This is a genomic window from Micromonospora sp. URMC 106, assembly GCF_051386395.1.
Taxonomy (GTDB): domain Bacteria; phylum Actinomycetota; class Actinomycetes; order Mycobacteriales; family Micromonosporaceae; genus Micromonospora.
This window is the reverse complement of sequence record NZ_JBPQTP010000004.1, coordinates 129,803-150,448: the sequence shown is the minus strand read 5'-3', so window position 1 is coordinate 150,448 and position 20,646 is coordinate 129,803. Positions and strand designations below refer to the sequence as shown.

At 74.5% G+C, this 20,646-nt stretch carries 18 protein-coding genes; 15 read left to right on the top strand and 3 right to left on the bottom strand.

What is annotated here, in order from left to right:
- Nucleotides 1-108: 108 nt before the first annotated feature.
- From ACSNOB_RS02565 to ACSNOB_RS02555, 3 genes are read left to right on the top strand one after another with little or no spacing between them, the layout of a single operon-like run.
- Nucleotides 109-1,296 (top strand): ATP-binding protein, encoded by a 1,188-nt coding sequence (locus tag ACSNOB_RS02565; RefSeq protein WP_393111338.1) that lies wholly within the window; start codon nt 109-111, stop codon nt 1,294-1,296.
- Nucleotides 1,293-5,012, top strand: a complete 3,720-nt coding sequence (locus ACSNOB_RS02560; RefSeq protein ID WP_436684948.1) for a vWA domain-containing protein — start codon at nt 1,293-1,295, stop codon at nt 5,010-5,012. Before ACSNOB_RS02565 ends, ACSNOB_RS02560 begins: the two co-directional genes overlap by 4 nt.
- Complete coding sequence (locus tag ACSNOB_RS02555; protein ID WP_436684947.1) at nt 5,009-6,928, top strand: hypothetical protein; 1,920 nt, start codon at nt 5,009-5,011, stop codon at nt 6,926-6,928. Before ACSNOB_RS02560 ends, ACSNOB_RS02555 begins: the two co-directional genes overlap by 4 nt.
- A 211-nt stretch (nt 6,929-7,139) precedes the next feature.
- On the opposite strand, the gene ACSNOB_RS02550 is transcribed toward ACSNOB_RS02555, so the two are convergent.
- Nucleotides 7,140-9,386 carry an ATP-binding protein gene (locus ACSNOB_RS02550; RefSeq protein WP_436684946.1) on the bottom strand — a complete coding sequence of 749 codons (2,247 nt, stop codon included), beginning with the start codon at nt 9,384-9,386 and terminating at the stop codon, nt 7,140-7,142.
- Between the two features lie 163 nt (nt 9,387-9,549).
- Here ACSNOB_RS02550 and ACSNOB_RS02545 point away from each other — a divergent pair, with 163 nt between their 5' ends.
- From ACSNOB_RS02545 to ACSNOB_RS02535, 3 genes are all read left to right on the top strand, one after another.
- The gene (locus ACSNOB_RS02545; protein ID WP_436684945.1) at nt 9,550-10,005 is read left to right on the top strand and encodes a carboxymuconolactone decarboxylase family protein; all 456 of its coding nucleotides are present in this window, start codon (nt 9,550-9,552) and stop codon (nt 10,003-10,005) included.
- A 124-nt stretch (nt 10,006-10,129) separates the two neighbouring features.
- Nucleotides 10,130-10,597, top strand: coding sequence for an iron chaperone (locus tag ACSNOB_RS02540; protein WP_436684944.1), 468 nt, complete (start codon nt 10,130-10,132; stop codon nt 10,595-10,597).
- A 153-nt stretch (nt 10,598-10,750) separates the two neighbouring features.
- Nucleotides 10,751-11,980 carry a trypsin-like serine peptidase gene (locus tag ACSNOB_RS02535; RefSeq protein ID WP_436684943.1) on the top strand — a complete coding sequence of 410 codons (1,230 nt, stop codon included), beginning with the start codon at nt 10,751-10,753 and terminating at the stop codon, nt 11,978-11,980.
- An 86-nt stretch (nt 11,981-12,066) separates the two neighbouring features.
- Here ACSNOB_RS02535 and ACSNOB_RS02530 read toward each other — a convergent pair whose 3' ends face one another.
- Nucleotides 12,067-12,642 (bottom strand): TetR/AcrR family transcriptional regulator, encoded by a 576-nt coding sequence (locus ACSNOB_RS02530; protein ID WP_436684942.1) that lies wholly within the window; start codon nt 12,640-12,642, stop codon nt 12,067-12,069.
- A gap of 151 nt (nt 12,643-12,793) precedes the next feature.
- Between ACSNOB_RS02530 and ACSNOB_RS02525 the strand changes: the two genes are divergently transcribed.
- The 6 genes from ACSNOB_RS02525 (at nt 12,794) to ACSNOB_RS02500 (ending at nt 18,258) form a co-directional block, all read left to right on the top strand.
- Entirely contained in the window at nt 12,794-13,474 is a 681-nt protein-coding gene (locus ACSNOB_RS02525) for an FMN-dependent NADH-azoreductase (protein WP_436684941.1), read from the top strand.
- The gene (locus ACSNOB_RS02520; protein WP_436684940.1) at nt 13,471-13,791 is read left to right on the top strand and encodes a DMT family transporter; all 321 of its coding nucleotides are present in this window, start codon (nt 13,471-13,473) and stop codon (nt 13,789-13,791) included. Before ACSNOB_RS02525 ends, ACSNOB_RS02520 begins: the two co-directional genes overlap by 4 nt.
- Before the next feature lie 188 nt (nt 13,792-13,979).
- Nucleotides 13,980-15,107 (top strand): flavin-containing monooxygenase, encoded by a 1,128-nt coding sequence (locus ACSNOB_RS02515; protein ID WP_436684939.1) that lies wholly within the window; start codon nt 13,980-13,982, stop codon nt 15,105-15,107.
- 222 nt (nt 15,108-15,329) lie between these two features.
- The gene (locus tag ACSNOB_RS02510; RefSeq protein ID WP_436684938.1) at nt 15,330-15,476 is read left to right on the top strand and encodes a hypothetical protein; all 147 of its coding nucleotides are present in this window, start codon (nt 15,330-15,332) and stop codon (nt 15,474-15,476) included.
- Between the two features lie 125 nt (nt 15,477-15,601).
- Nucleotides 15,602-17,020, top strand: coding sequence for an FAD-dependent oxidoreductase (locus ACSNOB_RS02505; protein ID WP_436684937.1), 1,419 nt, complete (start codon nt 15,602-15,604; stop codon nt 17,018-17,020).
- On the top strand, nt 17,020-18,258 hold the full coding sequence (locus tag ACSNOB_RS02500) for an MFS transporter (protein ID WP_436684936.1): 1,239 nt from the start codon (nt 17,020-17,022) through the stop codon (nt 18,256-18,258). Before ACSNOB_RS02505 ends, ACSNOB_RS02500 begins: the two co-directional genes overlap by 1 nt.
- Nucleotides 18,259-18,407: 149 nt before the next feature.
- Here the strand turns inward: ACSNOB_RS02500 and ACSNOB_RS02495 are convergent, their stop codons facing one another.
- Nucleotides 18,408-18,791 (bottom strand): ArsR/SmtB family transcription factor, encoded by a 384-nt coding sequence (locus tag ACSNOB_RS02495; RefSeq protein WP_436684935.1) that lies wholly within the window; start codon nt 18,789-18,791, stop codon nt 18,408-18,410.
- A gap of 87 nt (nt 18,792-18,878) precedes the next feature.
- Between ACSNOB_RS02495 and ACSNOB_RS02490 the strand changes: the two genes are divergently transcribed.
- From ACSNOB_RS02490 to ACSNOB_RS02480, 3 genes are read left to right on the top strand one after another with little or no spacing between them, the layout of a single operon-like run.
- Nucleotides 18,879-19,028 (top strand): hypothetical protein, encoded by a 150-nt coding sequence (locus ACSNOB_RS02490; RefSeq protein WP_436684934.1) that lies wholly within the window; start codon nt 18,879-18,881, stop codon nt 19,026-19,028.
- Between the two features lie 13 nt (nt 19,029-19,041).
- Nucleotides 19,042-19,290, top strand: coding sequence for a hypothetical protein (locus ACSNOB_RS02485; protein WP_436684933.1), 249 nt, complete (start codon nt 19,042-19,044; stop codon nt 19,288-19,290).
- Nucleotides 19,287-20,534 (top strand): M28 family metallopeptidase, encoded by a 1,248-nt coding sequence (locus ACSNOB_RS02480; RefSeq protein WP_436684932.1) that lies wholly within the window; start codon nt 19,287-19,289, stop codon nt 20,532-20,534. Before ACSNOB_RS02485 ends, ACSNOB_RS02480 begins: the two co-directional genes overlap by 4 nt.
- The last annotated feature ends 112 nt before the right edge of the window (nt 20,535-20,646 follow it).

The following is a 20,646-nucleotide window of genomic DNA, read 5'->3' as shown; positions in this document are numbered from 1 at the left end:
CCTGGTGGGGGGTGGGGCCGCGCCGGCCGCCCCGGCCGTCGCGGCACCACCCCGCCGCCGACCCCTGTCCCGAACACCCATCCGAACCAGAGAGATCGAGGATCACCCGTGACCGTGACGGAACACGTCCGCCCCACCGCGGCGCCGGAGACCGCCCAGGTCCTCTCCGCCGAACAGCGGTACGCCGACGAGCTGGCCTTCCTGGCCGCGTACGACGACGGGGCCCGGCCACCGGGCTGGGCGCTGACCCCGCGCGCCGTGGTCACCTTCATCCAGGGCAGCGACGGCGAGGCGCTCAAGCTGCCCGCCGACCGGCGCACCGGTCCGGGCGGCGCCGAGCTGCCGGCCAGCATGACCATCGCGCCGAAGTTCATCGGTGAGCGGAGCCTGGTCGAGCGGTGCGTGGTCACCCTGGCCGGTGAGCGGGGCCTGCTGCTGGTCGGCGAGCCCGGCACCGCCAAGTCCATGCTGTCCGAGCTGCTGGCCGCCGCGGTCTGCGGCACCAGCGCGTTGACCGTGCAGGGCACCGCCGGCACCACCGAGGACGCCTTCCGGTACGGCTGGAACTACGCCCTGCTGCTCGCCCAGGGCCCGACCCCGCAGGCGCTGGTCGACTCGCCGGTGCTGACCGCGATGCGCACCGGCCGGGTGGTCCGGATCGAGGAGGTCACCCGCTGCCTGCCCGAGGTGCAGGACGCGCTGGTGTCCATCCTGTCCGACCGGCGGATGAACGTGCCCGAGCTGGCCGGCACCGAGGACGGCCTGATCCGCGCGATGCCCGGGTTCACCGTGATCGCCACCGCCAACCTGCGGGACCGGGGCGTGTCGGAGATGTCCTCGGCCCTCAAGCGCCGGTTCAACTTCGAGACCATCCACCCCATCTCGGACGCGGACACCGAGACCGACCTGGTGCGCCGACAGGCCACCGCGGCCGTGCAGCGCGCCGGCGCGGCGTACACGGTGGACGACGCGGTGCTGGACGCCCTGGTCACCGTGTTCCGCGACCTGCGGTCCGGCCGGTCGGGCGAGGGCTGGGACGTGGAACGGCCCGGCACGGTGATGTCCACCGCGGAGGCGGTGCAGGTGGCGGTGTCGCTCGGCCTGGCCGCCGCGTACCTGCCCGGCGGGGACGCGCTCGACCTGGTGCCCGGGCACCTGCTCGGCGTGGTCCGCAAGGACGACCAGAACGACCACGCCCGGCTGCTCGGCTACTGGGACGGGCCGGTCCGCCGCCGCGCCGAGGACGGCTCGGCGATGTGGCGGCGGCTCTGGGACCTGCGGGAGAGCCTGCGGTGACGATCCTGTCCAGCACGCCGCCCGGCGCGGCCCCGCCGACCGCCGGCCCGGTGTCGGCCGCCCCGTCGACGGCCGATCCGACGACGGCCGACCCGCGAGCCGTGGTCGACGCGCTCGCCGGTTCGGTCCGGCCGTACCTGATCGGGGTGCGGCATCACAGCCCGGCGCTGGCGGCGGTGGTCCCGGCACTGCTGGACGCCGCCGGGGCCGAGGTGGTCTGTGTCGAGCTGCCGGCCGACTTCCAGGGCTGGCTGCCATACCTGTCCGACCCGGCCGCCCGCGCCCCGCTGGCGCTGGTCGGCAGCCACGGCGCCGACGGGCCGATGGGCTTCTACCCGTTCGCCGACTTCTCGCCGGAACTGGCCGCGATCCGCTGGGCCCGGCAGCGCGGCGTCGAGGTGGTCTGCTGCGACCTGCCGCTGGCCGACCCCGGCTGGACCGCCGACAGCACCGACCCGGCCGCCGGTGGCGATTCCGAGCCGGCCGCCGGCGGCGATCCCGGCCCGGCCGCCGGTGAGCCGGTGCCCGGCCTGCGCCGGTCCTTCGCCGCCGCGCTCAGCGCCAGCGGCACCGGCCGGGACGGCGACGACCTGTGGGACCGGGTGGTCGAGGTGCGTGCCCCGGGCTGCTCGCCCGAGGCGGTCCGCCGGGCCGCCCTCGGCGTCGGCTGGGCGATGCGCACCGACAGCGCCAACGGCGACGGCGTACCGGCCCGGGACCTGGCGCGCGAGCGGCACATGCGCCGGGTGCTGGCCGAGGCCGGCGTCGACGGCCGGCGGGTCGCCGCCGTCATCGGGGCCTTCCACGCCCCGGCCCTGCTCGCCGCCCCGTCGGCCGACACCGCCGCCGACCCGGCCCGGGCGGCCGGCACGGCCGGCGGTGCCGCGTCCACCCGGCCCGTCACCGCCCCCACCGGGCCGGTCCGCTCCGTGACGACCCCGCCGGGGCCGGCCACCACCGACGGCGGCGGCACGGTCACCTCGCTGGTGCCGTACGCGTTCGACCTGCTCGACTCCCGGTCCGGCTACCCGGCCGGGATCCGCGACCCGCGCTGGCAGCAGTCCGTCTTCACCGCCGCCGGCGACCCGGAACGGATCCGGGCCGCCGCCGCCCGGGCGGTCACCGACCTGTGCCGGGAACTCCGCGCGGCCGGTCACACCGCCGGCACCGGCGAGGCCGCCGAGACCGTGCGGCTGGCCGACGACCTGGCCCGGCTGCGGGATCTGCCCGCCCCGGGCCGCGGCGAGGTGCTGGAGGCGGTCACCACCGTGCTCGGCCAGGGTGAACTGCTCGGCCGCGGCCGAGCGCTGGCCAAGGCCCTGGAAGTTGTGCTGGTCGGCGCGGAACGGGGCCGCGTCGCTCCCGGTACGCCGCGGTCAGGGCTCGGCCCCGCGGTCGAGGCGGAACTGACTGCGCTGCGGCTGCCCAACCCGGACAGCCCGAAGCCCCGTGAGGTCCGGCTGGACCCGCTGCGCACCGAGCTGGACGGGCGGCGGGAGATCCTGCTGCAGCGCCTCCAGGTCTGCGGCGTCGGCTACGGCGAGCCGATCGCGGTGTCCGGCACCGGCGACGGCGCCGCCCTGACCACCCGCTGGCAACTGGCCTGGACGCCGTCCGTGGCGGCCCGGCTGGACCTCGTCGGCGTACGCGGGGTGACCGCGGCGCTGGCCGCGGCCGGCACCCTGCGGGAGCGGTTCCGCCGGGAGGCCGCCGACGGCGGCCCCACCCCCGCGCAGCTGCTCGTCGGGCTCCGCGACGCCGCCCGCTGCGACCTGCCCGAGCTGGTCACCGACCGGCTCGAACTGGCCGCCGCGGTGCTGCCGGGCACCGGCACGCTGCCCGAGCTGCTGGCCGCACTGGACCTGCTGGAGGCGCTGCGCCGCGAACACCTGCCCGGCACCACCGCCGACGGCCGGGCCCGGGCGGCCGAGCTGGCCGTGGTGCTGCTGGACGCGGCGGTCCGCGGGCTGCCCGGCCTGGCCGGCAGCGACGCCACGGCCGACGCCGCCGCGCTGGTCGACCTCGCGGTCCGCGCCGGCGAGGACCGGATCGGCCTGCGCCTGGACGAGGCCCTCGACCACCTGGCCCGGAACGGTTCGTCGCTGATCCAGGGCGCCGCCCTGGCCGCCCGGGTGCTGCTCGACCTGACCGATCTGGAGACCCTGGGCGGCCGGGTGGCCGGCTGGATCGACGCGGCGACCGGACCGGACACCCGGCGGCACCTGCACCGGTTGCTCGGTGGTCTGCTCACCGCGGCGCACCCGCTGCTGCAGTCCGCCCCGGCCGCGCTCGACCCGCTGCTGGAGCGGATCGAGCGGCTCACCGACGCCGACTTCCTGGACCGGCTGCCGGCGCTGCGTGGCGGGTTCGACGTGCTCACCCCGGCGGCCCGGGATCGGCTGCTGCACACCGTCGCCGAACGGCTGGGCGACCGGCTCGATCTGGCCTTGTCCGCCCCGCCCGAGCTGCTGGCCCGGTGGGCCGCCGCCGACGCGGCCGGCCGGGCCGCCCTGCTCGCCCGCCACATCCCGGTCCCGGACACGCCGACCGGCTCCGCCGACGCCCCGGCCGGCGTCGCGCCCGAGCCGGACGCGCCGAGCGGCGGGCTCACCCCCACGGACCGGTGGCGGCTGCTGCTCGGCCGCCAACCCGACCGGTTGCCTTCCGACGCCCGCCGCTACGCCCGCGCCCTCGACGAGCTGTACGGGGCGGGTCAGGGCGAGGGCGCCACCGACCTCGGCCAAGCGGCCGGCGGCGGCCAGGAGGCTTCCTTCCCGACCGCGCGCGAGTGGGCCGACGAACTCGAGGCGTTGTTCGGCACGGCGGTACGCGAGGAGGTCATCGCCCGGGCGGCCGAGAGCGGCCGTGCCGACGTGCTCACCGAGCTCGACCCGGCCGCCGTGCGCCCCTCGATGGAGCTGCTGACCTCGGTGCTGTCGCTGGCCGGTGGCCTGCCCGAGGGGCACCTGGCCAAGCTGCGGCCGCTGGTGCGGCGGCTGGTCGAGGAGCTGACCAAGCAGTTGGCCACCCAGGTGCGTCCGGCGCTGACCGGGCTGACCAACCCGCGTCCGTCCCGCCGACCCGGCGGCCGGATCAACCTCGCCCGTACGCTGCGAGCCAACCTGGCGCACACCCAGCGGCTCGGCGACGGCCGGACGGTGGTGGTGCCGGAACGCCCGGTCTTCAACACCCGGACCCGCCGGGAGGCCGACTGGCGGCTGGTGCTGGTGGTCGACGTGTCCGGCTCGATGGAGGCGTCGGTGGTGTGGTCGGCGTTGACCGCCGCCGTACTGGCCGGGGTGCCCACCCTGTCCACCCACTTCCTCGCCTTCTCCACCGAGGTGGTCGACCTGACCGACCGGGTCGACGACCCGCTGTCGCTGCTGCTGGAGGTGCGTGTCGGCGGCGGTACGCACATCGCCGCCGGGCTGGCCCACGCCCGTTCGCTGGTGACCGTGCCGAGCCGCACCATCGTCGCGGTGGTCAGCGACTTCGAGGAGGGCTACCCGCTGGCCGGGCTGCTCGGCGAGGTCCGCACGCTGGCCGGTTCCGGCGTGCACCTGCTCGGCTGCGCCGCGCTGAACGACAGGGGAGTGCCCTGCTACTCGGTGCCGGTCGCCGAGCAGCTCGTCGCGGCCGGGATGCCGGTCGCCGCTCTCAGCCCGCTCGAACTCGCCCGCTGGGTGGGCGACCGCGTACGCGGAGGATCACGTTGACGGAGCGCACACTCACCGCCGCGGACACCGACCGGTTGCCGCCGGTGCTGCCGGGGGTCGCCGCCGCGGCGGTGGCGGCCCTGCCACCCCGGCTGCACAAGCGGCTGGACGCCACCGTCGAACGGCTGGCCGGGGTACCGGTCGGCCGGGTCGACGGCGGCGTCTCGGTCGACTGCGGCCCCGAGGCCCTGGTCACCCTGACGCCCGGGCCGACCGGCGCGGTCACCGACCCGCACCAGGCGCGGTGCAGCTGCCTGCTGGCGCCCCGCTGCCTGCACCGGACCGCGGTCCTGGTCGCCTGCCCGGTCGCCGACCCGGCCACCCACCCCGATCCGGCGTCCACCGCCGCCGCGCCGTCGACTTCGGACCACGCCGGCGCGGCCACCGGGGGGACCGGACGATCGGCTGGTGCGGCCGCCGGTCGTACCGGCCGGAGCACGGCACCGACGAAGGCGCAACGGGCGGCCGCCGGCGCGCTGTGGCGGGCGGCCGCCGCGGTGCTCGCGGCCGGCGTGCCGGCCGCCGGCGCGGTCCCCCAGGCCGAACTTCTGCGGGCCGCCCACAGCGCCCGGCTGGCCGGCCTGCCCCGGGCCGAGAGCGCCGCGCTGCGCACGGTACGTGGCCTGCGCGCGCACCGGGGACGGCAGAACGGCCACCGGCTCGCCGAGCTGGTCGAGGTGCTGCACGACCTGCTGTACGTGGCGGGCCGGCTGGCCGCCGGCGACCCCGACCCGGCGCTGGTCGGCGTGCTCCGGCGGGCCTACCAGCCGGACGGCACGCTGGAGGTGTACGGCGTCTGCCGGGAACCGGTGATCAGCGCGACCGGGTACGCCGGAGTGGTCACCCACCTGATCGCCGCCGACGGGCGCCAACTCTCCTTCGGCGACGTGAAACCGGGCGGCCCGGACCGGGCACGGGACTGCGCCCGGGCGGTCACCGAGATGGGCGCGGTGGCGGTCGACCACGCGGTGCTGTCCCGCGGCGGCCTGCGGATCACCGGCACCACCGTCTCCCCGGACGGCCGGCTCGGCGCCGGCAAGGGCGTCCGGGCCACCCCACTCACCAGGACCGACTGGTCCACCGGACCGCTGGCGGAACTGTTCACCCGCCCGCTCGCCGAGGTGGTGACCGCCCAACTCGCCACCGACGACCCGGAGGACCCGGCCCGCGCCGGGACCGCGCTGGTCGGCTGTGACCTGATGGTGGTGGGTGCCGCCGGTGACCAGGTGCTGGCCCGCGAACTGGCCCCCGGCACCGACGCCGCGCCGGACCGCGCGCCGGTGCCGGACGGACCGGTGATCCGGCTGGCGCCGGTCAACTCCCACCCGCTGCTGGCCCACGTGGCCAACCTGCGGCGGCTCGCCTCCCGGCCCGGCCTGCGGATCCGGGTGGTCGGCCGGCTGGACCCGGACCGGGCCAGCACGCTGCACCCGCTCGCGGTCGGCCCGGTGCCCGGTGCCGCCACGACGCTGCGGCTGCCGGCGGACTGGCACGCCCGGGCGGACCTCGGCTACGACGAGATCCAGGGCGGCCACCTGCCGCCGCGCGACCCGGCCGCGATGACCGAGCCGGTCCTCGCCGTCGGCGCCGACGCGGTTGCGGAGTCCCCGCTGTGGCGGGTCCGCCGGCTGGTGGAGCTGGCCGTCTCCGGCGGCCGCCGCGCCGTCGCCGAAGCGGCCCGTGGCGAGGGCGTCGGGCTGGCCGGCCCGCTGCGTCGCGCCGGCTTCACCACCGCCGCCGCGGTGGCCGCCGCGCTCGCCGACGAGTCCGACCGGCGCGGCCGGGACACGTTCGGCCGGCTCACCGATCCCGACCCGGACCGGTACGCCTGGGCCTGGCTCGCCGTGACCGCCCACCTCGCGGCCGCCGAGCGGGAGCTCGTCCGGTCCTCCTGGACCGCCCCGCCCGTCGGCTGACCTGCCGGAATCCGTAAACGTCGAGTTTCACGGCGGCCGGTGGGGCACGCGATCGCAGGCCGCGACGCGGGCCGCCGGGGCCCGGCGCCCGCCCGAACCCGGGCGGGCGCCGGCCCTCGGGCGGCGCTGCCTGCGCTGGTCGGCTGGCGGCCCGGGCGGTTCGCTGCTTCGGCGCGGACGGCGCTCGAACGGGCGTACGGACGGCGCCGGCTCAGCCGCCGGCGCGTACGCTCTCCCGCGCCGTGCGGGCGAGCTTCTCGTCGTGCGGCCGGTCCAGTTCGCGGGCGATCTCGATGATCCGGTCGAGCAGCGCCAGCGCCTCGTCGTGGCGACCCGCCGCGCGGCACGTCTCGGCGTAGGTGTGCAGGACGTCGATCTCCAACTGCACCTCGGCCAGCGGCTCCAGCAGCTCGAAGGCCCGCCGGTGGTGTTCGAGCGCCTCCTCGGGTGAGCCCATGACCCGCAGCGCGACACCGAGGTAGTTGTGGCACCAGGCCTGATTGTGTTGCAGGTTGTTCTGCTCGGAGAGCCGCAACGCGTGACGCAGCGCCCGCAGCGACTCCGCCGGGTCGTCCGCTGCCAACGCGACACCGAGGGTGACGAGCCCGGTGATCTGTGCGGGCCCGTCCGCCAGGGCGACGGATGCCCGGGCGAGTTCGACGGCTTCGTGGTGCCGCCCGAGGTGAAGGGTCACCCATCCGTCGAAGGCCAGCGCCTGGGACTGCCCGGCGGGGCGCCCGATCGTCTCGAACAGCTCGCGTGCCCGCCGGAACTGCGCCTGCGCCGCTTCGAGGTCGCCGAGATCCCGGCGTACGAGGCCGATGCGCAGCGCCAGCGCGGCTGCGGTGTCGTCGTCCGGCCCCGCCTGCTCCGCCGACTCGTAGGCGGAGAGCGCCCTGGTCAGTCGTCCGGCGGCGGCACAGGCGTAGCCGAGATCCGCGAGCAGCGCGGCCCGCTGCTGGTCGCGGCCGAGACGTGCCGCGGCGGCCGCGGCCGCTTCGAGCATGCGTGCCTGGTCGTCGGTTCCGCGGTGCCGGAAGAACCAGACCCGCATGGCCTGCGGCAGCTCGGCCACCACCTCGTCCATGCCGAGCCGCACGGCGGCGTCGAAGCAGGCCACCAGGTTGACGTACTCGAGGTCGAACCAGGCCATGGCCCTCGCCGGGTCTCCCGGTGCGGGTTCCCTGCGGTGCGGCGAGGGCAGCGTCTGCTCGTGGGCGACCGCCCGGGCCAGGTAGTGCCCCAGGACCCGACGCAGGGCGGCGTCGGCCTGCGGCTCCTCGTCGGCGGCGATGTCCGCCGCGTACTGCCGGATCAGGTCGTGCATCCGGTACCGCCCGGGCGAGGGCTCCTGGACCAGGTGGGCGTCGACCAGTTCCTCCAGCGCGGCGCCGGTCCGGTCGGCCGGCAGGTCGGTGAGCGCGCCCACCACCGCCGCGTCGAAGTCGGCGCCCGGCAGGACGCCCAGCAGCCGGAACACGCGGCGCTGGACCCCGTCGAGCTGCCGCAGCGACATGCCGAACGCGGAGTCGAAGCGGTTGGCGGTGTCGCGCAGCCGCTCGGCCAGTACCGCCACCGTCCAGCCGGGGCGGTGGCGAAGCCGCGCCCCCGCCATGCGTAGCGCCAGCGGGAGCCCGCCGCACTGCCGCAGCACCTGGCTGATCGCCTCCTCCTCGGCGAGCGTGAGCCCGGCCGCCCGGCCGAACAGGCGTGCCGCGTCGCCGTCGGTCAGCGGCTCCAGCGACACCGGCGGCACCCCGTCCAGGCTCACCAGCCGGTGGCGGCTGGTGACCAGGACCGCCGACCTCCCCGCGCCGGGGAGCAGCGGGCGCACCTGCTCCGCGTCGACGGCGTTGTCGAGTACGACGAGAACCCGCCGGCGAGAGAGCTCCGAGCGCCAGAGCGCCGCGCGTTCGGCGGTGCCGGCCGGCGGGTGCGTCACGCCCAACGCGCCCAGCAGCCGGCCCAGCGCGGCCGGCGGCTCCAGCGGATCCTGACCCGGGGTGAAGCCGTGCAGGTCGAGGTAGAGCCCGCCGTCCGGGTAGGCAGGGGCGAGCCGATGGGCCACGTGCACGGCCAGGCTGGTCTTGCCCACGCCCGCCATGCCGTCGATCGCGACCGCGCCGGTGGTGTGCAGCAGCTCTTCGACCAGCGCGGACTCCGCTTCCCGGCCGGTGAAGTCGAACAGGTCGGCCGGCAGGTCGTTGCGGCGCGGGGCGGGCGCGGCGCCGGCCCTGGCCGCCTCGGCCCACACCGGGCGCAGCGACCGGGGGTCGCGGCCCACCACCCGGCACAGCGCCACGACGGCCTCCCACGGCGGCACGAGCTGACCGGTCAGGTACCGCGACAGCGACGAGCTGCTCAGATCGGCCTGGCGCGCGAGGGCGCGCAGGCTGAGCCCGCTCAGCTCCTTGATCCGGGCGAGCTGGGTCACCAGTCGCTCGTGGGGGCTGGACACGCGCAACACCGTACCGTCCCGGCCCACCGAGACGGATCGCCGGTGCGTTTGCGCTGCTGGACGGCGTTCTACGTGTCCCACGGTGTCCCACGGACCGCGCGGGCCCCGGCACGCCGATGGTCGGATGACTCCTGTCAGAAACACCCACGACGAAGGAGCGGCGATGTCGACCGAGCGCATGCCGAACCCGGCGGTTCTGGTCCCCGAGGCGATGGCGGCCCTGATGGCGGTCACCAGGGCGATCGCGGGTGCCGGGGTGGACGGCAGGCTGCTGGCGCTGAGCCATCTGCGGGCCAGCCAGATCAACGGCTGCGGCCCGTGCGTGGCCGGGGGCGTCCACCAGGCCCGCCAGCACGGCGTGAGCGCAGACCAGCTGCACGCCGTGGCCGCGTGGCGGGAGACGCCCTGGTTCAGCGACGAGGAGCGCGCCGCGCTGGCCCTGACCGAGGCCGTGACGCGGCTCGCCGACCAGCCGGACCCGGTGCCGGACCAGGTGTGGGACGTGGCCGCCAAGCACTTCGACCAGAAGGAGTTGGCCGCGCTGCTGCTCAACATCGCGATCACCAACGCCTTCAACCGGCTCAACGCGCCGACCCGTCAGCAGGCGGGCAGGTGGTGATCCAGAAATTGATCACGGCCGAAGAGGCCGATCGACGCTGACGCGACCGGTGGAAGTCGGCCCGGGACCGGGCCCCACCGACCAGCACCGCCCGAAAGCCACACGTCACGGAGAGGACGTCGCCATGTCGACCACCACGAAGAGCACGAAGACCGCCAGCGAGAACGGCGCGAAGTACGAGGGTTTCACCGACGAGGAGCGCAGCGCGATGAAGGAGCGCGCCAAGGAGCTGAAGAGGGGCGCTCGGCGCGGCGCCAAGGCCGACACGGAGAGCGAGGTGCTCGCGAAGATCGCCGAGATGGCGGAGTCCGACCGCGTGATCGCCGAGCGCCTGCACGCCGTCGTCAAGGCCAACGCGCCGATCCTCACCGCCAAGCTCTGGTACGGGATGCCCGCGTACGCCCGCAACGGCAAGGTGGTCTGCTTCTTCCAGAGTGCGGCGAAGTTCAAGACGCGGTACGCGGTGCTCGGCTTCAGTGACGAGGCGAACCTCGACGACGGCGTCATGTGGCCGACCTATTTCGCGTTGACCGAGCTGACCGCCGAGCAGGAGGCCAGGATCGGCGCGCTCGTGAGGCAGGCGGTGAGCTGAGGGCCGGGCCCTCCTCGGCGGGATGTCGGACGTGCCTCGTCCGGCATCCCGCCGCACAGATCAACAATTCATCGATAGGTTTACATGTATTGGTTGGCTCGTGTATGAAGGCTGCAAGCACGACTGGGTGCTGGTTCCTCGGGAGGAGCGACGATGAAACATGCCCTGCGCCGCCTACGAACGGCGGCGGTCGCACTCGGCGCCTGCACACTCGGGCTGAGTCTGCTGTCGGTACCCGCCGCCGAGGCGTCCGCGGCCCAACCTCTCGCACCGCACTCCGAACGGGCACCCGAGTCGGATCAGTTCTCGGCCGAGGGCGTCACCACGGTCGGCGAACTCCGCACCGTCGACGGATCGCTGTCCTACGCCCGGGACGGCCGTACGCAGATCATCCGGCACCCCGGCGCGTCGTACGTCAAGGTGCACTTCAGCGCGCTGCGACTGGCTGACGGCGACTACGTGACCGTGTCGAGCCCCGACGGCCGGGAGAGTTACCGGTACGACCGCTACCTGAACCGGGCGACCGGCTCGGACTACACCACCGACGGGCAGCCGGGCTTCTGGGCGATGTCGGTGGAGGGCGACACGGCGGTGGTGACGCTGCACAGCAGCCGCCCCGCCCGTGGCAGCGCCGCCACCATCGACCGGTTCTGGCGCGGCTACGACCGCACGGAGATCACGCAGTACAACCTCTCCACGCAGTCCGTCTGCAGCACCGACGCCCGCCGCGACGTGGTCTGCTACCAGAACAGTCACCCCACCGAGTACGCCCGCGGCAGGGCGGTGGCGCGGCTGCTGATCAGCGGTGGCGGGATGTGCACCACCTGGCGGGTCGGCAACACCAACCGCATGCTGACCAACAAGCACTGCTTCTCGACGCAGTCCGCCGTCAGCGGCAGCGAGATGCAGTTCAACTACCAGTGCGCCACCTGTGGCGGCGCGAACCCCGGTGCCGGCACCAAGGTGAGCGGGGCCACGCTCTACAAGGTGAGCAGCGGTGGGTCCGGCGAACTGGACTACGCCCTGTACTCGGTGAACAACTTCACCAGCATCCAGAGCTTCGGCACGCTCTACCTGGCGACGACCGCCACCAGCACCGGCACGCGGATGTACATCCCGGGGCACGGTGACGGCAGCCCGAAGCGACTGTCGATCTACGAGGACACGCAGAACGGTGCGACGTGCGCCGTGCGGAACGCGAACTACAACACCTGGAACATCAGCTACAGCTGTGACACCTCCGGCGGTAACTCCGGCTCGCCGGTGCTGAACGCCAGCCACCGGGTGATCGCCCTGCACCACCTCGGCGGTTGCCCGTCGAACCAGGGCGCGAAGGCGCACCTGATCTACAACGAGATCGCCAGCCTGATCGACAACGGCTGACGGCAGCGGCGACGACGGCCGTCGAGGCGCAGGCTCCGGGCCGGCGCCTTCAACCGCACCACCGGCATCGTGACCCCGCACCGGCCTCAGGCCGGCAGGACGTGCGCGAGGCGGGCGAGCGCCGACTTGATCTCAGGGACGGTTCGTCCCCGGTCGTGGCGCTGGTACCGGTACACCTCCGGGGCGAGCGGCGCGAGAAGGGCGTCGGCGAGGGCGTCGTCCTGCCAGCCGACCTCCCGGATCAGGGACAGGACGAACGTCCGCCAGAAGCCGTAGGCCCCGGCCGCGAAGCGGGTGGCGCCCTGTTCGGCGCCGAGCGCCAACGGCAGGTGCTGCTCGAGCAGGTCGATCATGGAGTCGTAGAACGCCGTGAGGCGCCGGCGAGGCGGGGCGCCCGGCCCGAGCGGCGGCGGGCCGGAGAGCATCTGCTGCTGCAGCCGCTGTTCGTGTACGTCGAGGAGGGCGACGGCGACCGACGTGACGTCCGGGTAGCGACGGTAGAGCGTCGCGCGGCCGACGCCGGCGGCGGTGGCCAGGTCCGTCATGGAGATCAACGGTCCACGCTCGGCGAACAGGCGTTCGGCGGCCGCGAGGATGCGCCGCCGGTTGGCTGCGGCGTCGGCCCGCTCCCCGGGGCCCGACGCCAGGAGGTCGTCCGCCACCCCGACAGCTTAACCGGACATCTCGTCCGTTTGCGCGCCACCCCGCTGCCGTCGGCGCGCGGCTAAATGGACGCCATGTCCACTTGCGTGTTAGCGTCGCGGCGTAACCGGACAGCGCGTCCGTTTCCTCCGACGATTAGGGGCCAGAGCCATGACCCACCTGTTGCACCTGGACGCCAGCGCCCGCCGGGCATCACACTCCCGCACCCTGGGCAGGGCGTTCGCCGAGAAGTGGCGGGCCATCCTGCCTGACGGCAGGTACACCTACCGGGATCTCGCCGCCGCCCCGGTTCCGGTCATCGGCGAGGCGTGGACCGAGATCTGCGACTACGCGCTGGAGCACACCATCACCGACCCCGGCCGCCTCGCCGAAGGCGTGCGCACCCAGGCCCAGCGGGAGGCGTGGGCGGTGGTGGAGCCGCTGCTCACCGAGCTGCTCTCCGCCGACGTGCTGTTGATCGGGGCTCCCATGTACAACTTCTCGATCCCGGCCAGCCTCAAGCTGTGGATCGACCAGGTGACGTTCCCGCGCGCCGTACTGGAGGCCAGGGTCGTCGTCGTCGGCGCGCGAGGTGGCTCCTACGCCCCCGGCGCCCCCCGTGAGCCCTTCGACCACCAGGAGCGCTACCTGCGGGACTTCTTCCGCGGCCACTTCCAGGTGGACGACGTCACCTTCATCAACGCCGAGTTCGTCAACTCCACGGTGGACCCGACCCTGGACGGGTGGCGCGATTCCTACCGCAGTTCGTACGCCGACGCCCGGCAGGCGGCGGTCGAGCTGGCCAGGGCCGTCGCCACCGAGACCCTCGCGGCCTCGGGCGGGCGGGCATGAGCTGGCTCGTCCTGGCGCTCGCCGGCCTGGTCGAGATCGTCTGGTCGCAGACCATCAAACCGACGCAGAACTTCACCAGACCGGTGCCGACCCTGCTCTGCGTGACGCTGGGAGCCGCGGCCGTCTACCTGCTGTCCCGGGCGATGCAGGACCTGCCGGTCGGTACGGCATACGCCGTCTTCACCGGCATCGGCGCGATCGGCGCGATCTCGCTGGGCATCGTCGTGCACAAGGATCCGGTGAGCATCGGCCGCTTCGCCGCGCTGGCGCTGATCATCGGCGGCATCGTGCTCGCCCGGGTCACCAATCCCGACTGAGCGCCCCGGATCCCCGTTGCCGGTCCGGGGCGCGCCGACCCCGGGCGTGTCCTCCGCCGGCGCTGCCGGGGCACCGCCCTGGTTCCCGCGCCCCGGGGGCCGGGCCGGATGCCGACTGTTCCATGCCCCCACCTCCCGTCCACCACGATCATATTGTCATTCAACGAAACAACGATATGATCGGGGGTGTGCGTACCTCTCCGGAACCGGTGGTCATCATCGGCGGCGGCCAGTCCGGCCTCGCCGCCGCGCACGCCGCCCTCGCGGCGCGTCTTCGCCCGATCGTCCTGCACGGCGGGGCGGAGCCGGTCGGCTCCTGGCCGGCCTACTACGACAGCCTCACCCTCTTCTCCCCGGCGCGCTACAGCGCGTTGCCCGGCATGGCGTTCGACGGGGGAGACCCGGACCGCTATCCGACCCGGGACGAGGCCGTCGACTACCTGCGGCGCTACGCCGGCAGCGTCGACGCCGAGATCCGCACCCGCGTCCGCGTCACGGCCGTGCGCCCGCGTCCGGGGGGCGGCTACCTCGTCCGCACCGACACCGGCGAGGAACTCGCGGCGGCGGGCGTCGTCGCCGCCAGCGGCTCCTTCGGGAATCCCTACCTGCCCGCGCTGCCGGGCCGACCCGACTATGCCGGGGAGGTGCGACACGTGGCGGACTACCGCCGACCCGACCCTTACGCCGGAAAGCGGGTCGTCGTCGTCGGTGCCGGGAACTCCGCGATCCAGGTCGCCCACGAGCTGGCCCCGCGTGCCACCGTCACCCTGGCCACCCGAGCGCCCGTCCGGTTCCTTCCGCAGCGCATCCGCGGCCGGGATCTGCACTACTGGCTCGACGTCACCGGCGCGGACCGCATGCCGCGGTGGTTGCTCACCCGCCTCATCCAGCACGCCGCCGTGCTCGACACCGGCGTCTACCGCGACGCCCTCGCCTCCGGGCTCCTCACCCGGCGGGAGATGTTCACCGCGTTCACCCCCGACGGCGTCACCTGGTCCGACGGCGCGACCGAACCCGTCGACGCGGTGATCTTCGCTACCGGCTACCGACCCGACGTCGGATACCTCGCCCCCGTCGGGGCGCTGCGCCGCGGCGTGCCCGCGCACGCTGGCGGCCTTTCCACCACCCATCCCGGGCTCGCCTACCTGGGGATCGAGTTCCAGCGATCGTTCTCGTCCAACACCCTGCGGGGTGTCGGCCGCGACGCCACCCACGTCGTCGCGGCCCTGGCCGAGTACGTGTCCAGCGGAGGCCGGCGCTGGCGGAGGGGAAGCCGCCAGCCGACGACCGCCGGCGCCAGCGTCCAGCGATCCTGAGGCGCGAGGCCGCCGCCAGGGCTCCGGTCCGGGCGCCCGGGCTCGAAGCGCTCACCCGTCGGCACTGCGGGGGCGGGTGGCCGGGGTCATCCGTCGTCGGATCGACGAGGGCGCGCACCCGGCTTGCTTTGACAGGGGTCTAGGTTGACATTCTTCTAATCAACGTGACAGTCTCTGCTTAGACGGACGTCAAGGCAGTGTCCGTGACGGAAGGAGAACGTCATGTTCGGACGTATTCGCCGAGCGAGGGCAGCGACGGCGGCGGTGCGGTTCTGCGACTCCTGCGCCGAGGTCACCACCGCCGAGCAGCGTGCGCAGCGCCGCTACGACGACGTACGCACCGCGGCCCACGCCGGGACCCTCCGGTAGTACCGAGGTCCGATCGCCGCCACGTGCTGGCCGGCTCGCACGCCGCCGTCCCACGTCGCCCGGGTCCGGGCAGGGCTGCCTGTCCAGCCATCGGTTCGAATAGTGTCAAGAGAAGGAGCCTTCTGATGAGCGTTGTCGACGAGCTGCCGGTCGTGGTCATCGGCGCCGGTCCGGTGGGGCTGGCCGCCGCGGCGCACCTGCACGAGCGCGGTATCTCCTTCACCGTCCTCGAGGCGGGGGAGACCGCGGGCGCGGCGGTGCGGCAGTGGGGGCACGTGCGGGTGTTCTCCCCGTGGCGGTACAACATCGACCCGGCCGCCCGTCGGCTGCTCGACGAGGCCGGCTGGGTCGCCCCCGCGGCGGACGCCCTGCCCACCGGCGCGGAGCTCGCCGCCGAGTATCTGCAGCCCGTGGCCGAACTGCCGCAGCTCAAGCCGCACCTGCGCTACGGCGCCCGGGTCGAGGCGATCAGCCGGCTCGGCCTGGACCGGTTGCGCACCGCAGGTCGCGAGCAGACGCCGTTCCTGGTCCGGCTCGCCGACGGTGAGGAACTGCTCGCCCGGGCGGTCATCGACGCGTCCGGCACCTGGGGCACGCCGAACGTGCTCGGCGCATCCGGGCTGCCGGCTCGTGGCGAGGTGGCCGCCGCTGCCTTCCTGGAGCACGCGCTGCCGGACGTTCTCGGCGCGGACCGGGCCCGGTTCGCCGGCCGCCACACCCTGGTCGTGGGCGCCGGCCACTCTGCCGCGAACACGCTGCTGTCGCTGGCGGAGCTGGCAGCCGTGGCGCCCGGCACGGAGGTGACCTGGGCGATCCGCGCGGCCAGCCCGGCCCGCACCTACGGCGGCGGGGACGCCGACGCGCTGCCGGCGCGTGGGGCTCTCGGTTCCCGGCTGCGTGAGCACGTCGACGCGGGACGGATCCGGCTGCTCACCGGCTTCTCCGTGCACGCCCTCACCCCGACCGACGGCCGCGTCGCTGTTGTCGTCCGGCACGATGCTGGCGGGGAGGAGTCGGTGACGGTGGACCGGATCGTCGCGGCGACCGGTTTCCGCCCCGACCACTCCATCGCCAGCGAGCTGCGGCTTGACCTGGACCCGGTCATGGGGGCCACCCGGGCGCTCGCGCCGCTGATCGACCCGAACGAGCACTCCTGCGGCACGGTGCCCCCGCACGGTGTGGACGAGCTGGCGCACCCCGAGGCCGGCTACTACGCCGTCGGCATGAAGAGCTACGGCCGGGCCCCGACGTTCCTCATGGCTACCGGCTACGAGCAGGTCCGCTCCGTCGTCGCCGCTCTTGCCGGCGACTGGGAGGCTGCTCGCGACGTCCAGCTGGACCTGCCCGAGACCGGAGTGTGTAACAGCAACCCCGCCGAGTCCGCCAACGCCGACAGCTGCTGCGGCCCGGCGCCCGCTGCCGACTCCACCGGTCGCGGCCTCGCCACCGGCATCTCCGGCGGCCTGCTGTCGGCGCCGCTGAACCTGGTCGCGCTCGACGCCGTTCCCGCCGGCGGCCAGACCGGCGGCTGCTGCGCGAGCTGATGCCCGCCACCACGACGGTGCCCGCCGACCCCACAGTCGGCGGGCACCACACCATCCAGGGCCGACGGATCGTCGCCGCGCTCGCCGTCACGCAGACGGTCGGCTACGGCACCCTCTACTACGCGTACGCCGTCCTGCTGAACCCGATGGCCACCACCCTCGGCGCGTCCACCACCGCCGTGACCGGCGCCCTGACCGCCTCCGTCCTCGCCGGCGCGCTCATGGCCATCCCCGTCGGACGGTGGCTCGACCGTCACGGCGGGCGCGCCCTCATGACCGTCGGCTCCGCCAGCGCCACCGCGCTGGTCCTGGCCTGGTCGCAGGTCGACGCCGTCTGGCAGCTCTACGCGGTGATGATCGGCATCGGTGCCACCGGCGCGATGGTCCTCTACGAACCCGCCTTCGCCGTCATCGTCACCTGGTTCACCCCCGACCGACGAAACACCGCCCTGCTCGTGGTCACCATCGTCGCCGGCTTCGCCAGCACGATCTTCCTGCCGCTCACCGGCCTGCTCGTCGCACACCTCGACTGGCGCACCGCGCTGGTCGTTCTCGCCGCCGTCCACGGACTGACCACCGTCCCGCTGCACGCCGCCACCATCCGCCGCCCGACCAGCCCACCCGCACACCAGCGGCGACAAGGCCACGCCGTCTCGGCCCGAACCGCGACCCACGACCTCCGATTCTGGATCCTCGTGGTCACCTTCGTCGCCCACGCCGCCGCCACCAGCACCATGGTGGTCCACCTCGTCGGCTACCTCACCAGCCGCGGCCACCCCGCGACCTTCGCCGCGACCGTCACCGGCCTGCTCGGCGTCCTCTCCGTCACCGGCCGCATCGTCTTCACCGCAGCCCGACGACTCGCCCCGATGACCACCATCGTCGCTGCGATCTTCGCCGTCCAGGCCGTCGCCGCCGCCTGCCTGCCTGCCCTCGCCGGCAACCGCGCCGGCGCTGTCATCGCCGTCGTGGCGTTCGGGCTCGGCTTCGGCGTGTCCAGCCTCGCCGCCCCCGCACTGCTCGCCGACCGCTACGGCACCCTGGCGTACGCCAGCATTGCCGGCGTCCTCGCCGTGCCCGTCACCATCTCCCGAGCCGCCGCACCGCTGGCCGCCGCCGCGCTACTTCATGTGACCGGCTACCGCTGGTTGCTCATCGCGGCAGCGCTCTGCTGCGCCGTCGCCGCCACCGGCATGCTCCTGCGGGCCGCACCGCCGTCCGGCAGCCACGACCGCTGATCGACGAGCACCCGATGGGGCGCATCCCGCCGTGTCGGTCGCAGCGGCGAGGTCATGGGGAGGTGGTACCGCGGCCTGCTCGGGCGGCTGGCGCGGTGGCTCGACCAGGACAGTGGGTGCCGGCGGCTGACGGCGGTGGCGCAGTGGGGTCAGGCGCGGGACGCCGGTGCCGGCTCGACCGAGAGCAGCGCGGCGAGCTGGCGCAGAATCTGCGGCCGGGCCCGGTAGTAGACCCACGTACCTCGCCGCTCGGCGTCCACCAGACCCGCCTCGCGCAACGTCTTGAGATGATGCGAGATCGTCGGCCCGGACAGGTCGAACGCCGGCGTCAGGTCGCACACGCACGCCTCCCCGTCCTCGGCGGAGGCGATCATCGACATCAGCTGCAGCCGCACCGGGTCACCCAGCGCCTTGAACGCCGGCGCGAGCACCGAAGCGGTTCCGGCCGGGATCCTGCGCTGCGCCAGGGGCGGGCAGCACGGCGTGTCGGCGTTCAGGTCGATGACGGCGAGCGATGCGGGTTGCTTCGACATACCTCTAGGTTGACATCTCTCTAATCAGCGTGCAAGTCTTTGATTCGACGGACGTCAAGGCAGGCGTCCGGAAGGCAGGGGACCACCATGTTCAGCTCCATCCGCCGCCGACGGGCACCGCTGGCCGCCGTCCGGTTCTGTGACTCCTGCGCCCGGGTGTCCACCTCCGCCGAACGCGCCGAACGCCGCTACGAAACCGCCCGCACCACCGCTTACCCGCTGATCAGCCCGCGCTGAGGAAGGACCTGACATGAGCGACGACAACACGCCCGCCGGCGGCTTCGCCGGAGACCCCGCCGCGGCCCTCCGGGTCACCGGATCGGGCGCCTGCTGCGGCAGCCCCGCCCAGGCCGTCGGCGGGATCCTTCCGCCCGTCGGCGAGACCGACGCCGCCGACCCGTGCTGCGGCACCCGGCAGGCCGCCCAGGCGGCCACCTCGTGCTGCGGCACCCAGGCCAAGACCGACGCCGTCGCCACCGGGCAGGGGTGCTGCGGATGATGGCCCCCGCCGACCTGCTCGATCTGCTCGGCCAGGTCGACCCCGCCCGGATGACCGCCACCGTCGTCACCCTCGCCAGCGACCCCATGGCCGGCCGGCGCGTCGGCTCAGCCGGCGGGGCGGCAGCCCGCGCTTGGCTCGTCGACCAGCTCACCGCCCTCGGCGCCGACGTGCGCACCGAGGGGTTTCCGGTCCGCGCCGTGCCGCAGGTGTATCAGGCGCCAGCAGTCACCTGGGGTGACCGCGACGGCTCTACCCCGCTGGCCTTCGGGCGCCAGGTCGCGATCCACCCCGCCTCCGCTGACACCACCCACCCGCGCCGGGGCGCTCTCGGTATCGCGCACACCGACGACCCGGCCGGGCGATGGCTCGTCGTGCCGGCCGGGATGAGCCTGTTCGACGCCTACCGCGACACGCAAGGCGCGGCCGGGCTGCTGGTCCGCCGCCCGGTCGACGCCGACGGCTGGCAGTTCACCATGCTCGCCGGGCCGGACCCAGGGCCGCTGCCGGTGCTGACCCTCAACCCTGACACCCACCACGCCGTCCTCACCGCCGCCGCCAGGGGCGAAGGGTGGCTGGATGCCGCGACCCCACTGCGCCGTGAGGACGTCACCGGCACCAACATCCACGGTGAGTTCCGGCCAGCCGGTCCCGGCGGCACCGAACTACTGCTGACCGCCCACTACGACGGCGTCGGCGACCATCCCGGGCTGCGTCTGCCCGCCGCGTCGGACAACGCCACCGGCGTCGCCGTGGTCCTCGAAGCCGCCCGCGTCCTCGCCACCGCGCTCCCCAGCGGCGTGGGGTTGTCCGTCGCCCTGCTCGACGGTGAGGAGGTCGGCGCGCTCGGCTCCGCCCACCACGCCACCCAACTCCGCGCTTCGGGTGCCGCGCCCCTGGTCATCAACGTCGACGGAGCCGGTCACCTCGACGCGGCTGCCGCCGTCGAGGCCGGCGGCCCCGCCCACCGCCTGTTGGCCCTGCTCGATCAGGCCGGCCGCCACACCGGCGTCCCCCTGGCAGCAGGCCCTGTCGCCTCCGACAACCGCCGCTACGGCGGCGCCGGCTTCGCAGCCGTGGGCATCGGCGCCGGGATGGGCGGCTACCACAGTCCCGCCGACACCCCCGACAAGGTCGACCCCACCACCCTGGCCGCGACAACCCGCCTGGTCATCGCCACCGCCCACCTCGCCGCGACGGCACCCGCTACCCGCTCGGCTCCCACGACCGGCAGGGACAGCTAGCCTCGCCCCTTGATGGTGCCGTGGTCGGGCGGTAGCAGCGCCTCGACGCTGCCCTGTCGTCCGGTCATCGTTCTGCACGGTGGTTGCGGGGCCGGGCGAACGCCGGCCCCGC

What these genes read in the sequence shown, in the direction of transcription:
- ACSNOB_RS02545 (WP_436684945.1), top strand. Translation starts at nt 9,550, where the DNA reads ATGTCGACCGAGCGCATGCCGAACCCGGCGGTTCTGGTCCCCGAGGCG.
- ACSNOB_RS02540 (WP_436684944.1), top strand. Translation starts at nt 10,130, where the DNA reads ATGTCGACCACCACGAAGAGCACGAAGACCGCCAGCGAGAACGGCGCG.
- ACSNOB_RS02535 (WP_436684943.1), top strand. Translation starts at nt 10,751, where the DNA reads ATGAAACATGCCCTGCGCCGCCTACGAACGGCGGCGGTCGCACTCGGC.
- ACSNOB_RS02525 (WP_436684941.1), top strand. Translation starts at nt 12,794, where the DNA reads ATGACCCACCTGTTGCACCTGGACGCCAGCGCCCGCCGGGCATCACAC.
- ACSNOB_RS02520 (WP_436684940.1), top strand. Translation starts at nt 13,471, where the DNA reads ATGAGCTGGCTCGTCCTGGCGCTCGCCGGCCTGGTCGAGATCGTCTGG.
- ACSNOB_RS02510 (WP_436684938.1), top strand. Translation starts at nt 15,330, where the DNA reads ATGTTCGGACGTATTCGCCGAGCGAGGGCAGCGACGGCGGCGGTGCGG.
- ACSNOB_RS02505 (WP_436684937.1), top strand. Translation starts at nt 15,602, where the DNA reads ATGAGCGTTGTCGACGAGCTGCCGGTCGTGGTCATCGGCGCCGGTCCG.
- ACSNOB_RS02500 (WP_436684936.1), top strand. Translation starts at nt 17,020, where the DNA reads ATGCCCGCCACCACGACGGTGCCCGCCGACCCCACAGTCGGCGGGCAC.
- ACSNOB_RS02495 (WP_436684935.1), bottom strand. Translation starts at nt 18,791, where the DNA reads ATGTCGAAGCAACCCGCATCGCTCGCCGTCATCGACCTGAACGCCGAC.
- ACSNOB_RS02490 (WP_436684934.1), top strand. Translation starts at nt 18,879, where the DNA reads ATGTTCAGCTCCATCCGCCGCCGACGGGCACCGCTGGCCGCCGTCCGG.
- ACSNOB_RS02485 (WP_436684933.1), top strand. Translation starts at nt 19,042, where the DNA reads ATGAGCGACGACAACACGCCCGCCGGCGGCTTCGCCGGAGACCCCGCC.
- ACSNOB_RS02480 (WP_436684932.1), top strand. Translation starts at nt 19,287, where the DNA reads ATGATGGCCCCCGCCGACCTGCTCGATCTGCTCGGCCAGGTCGACCCC.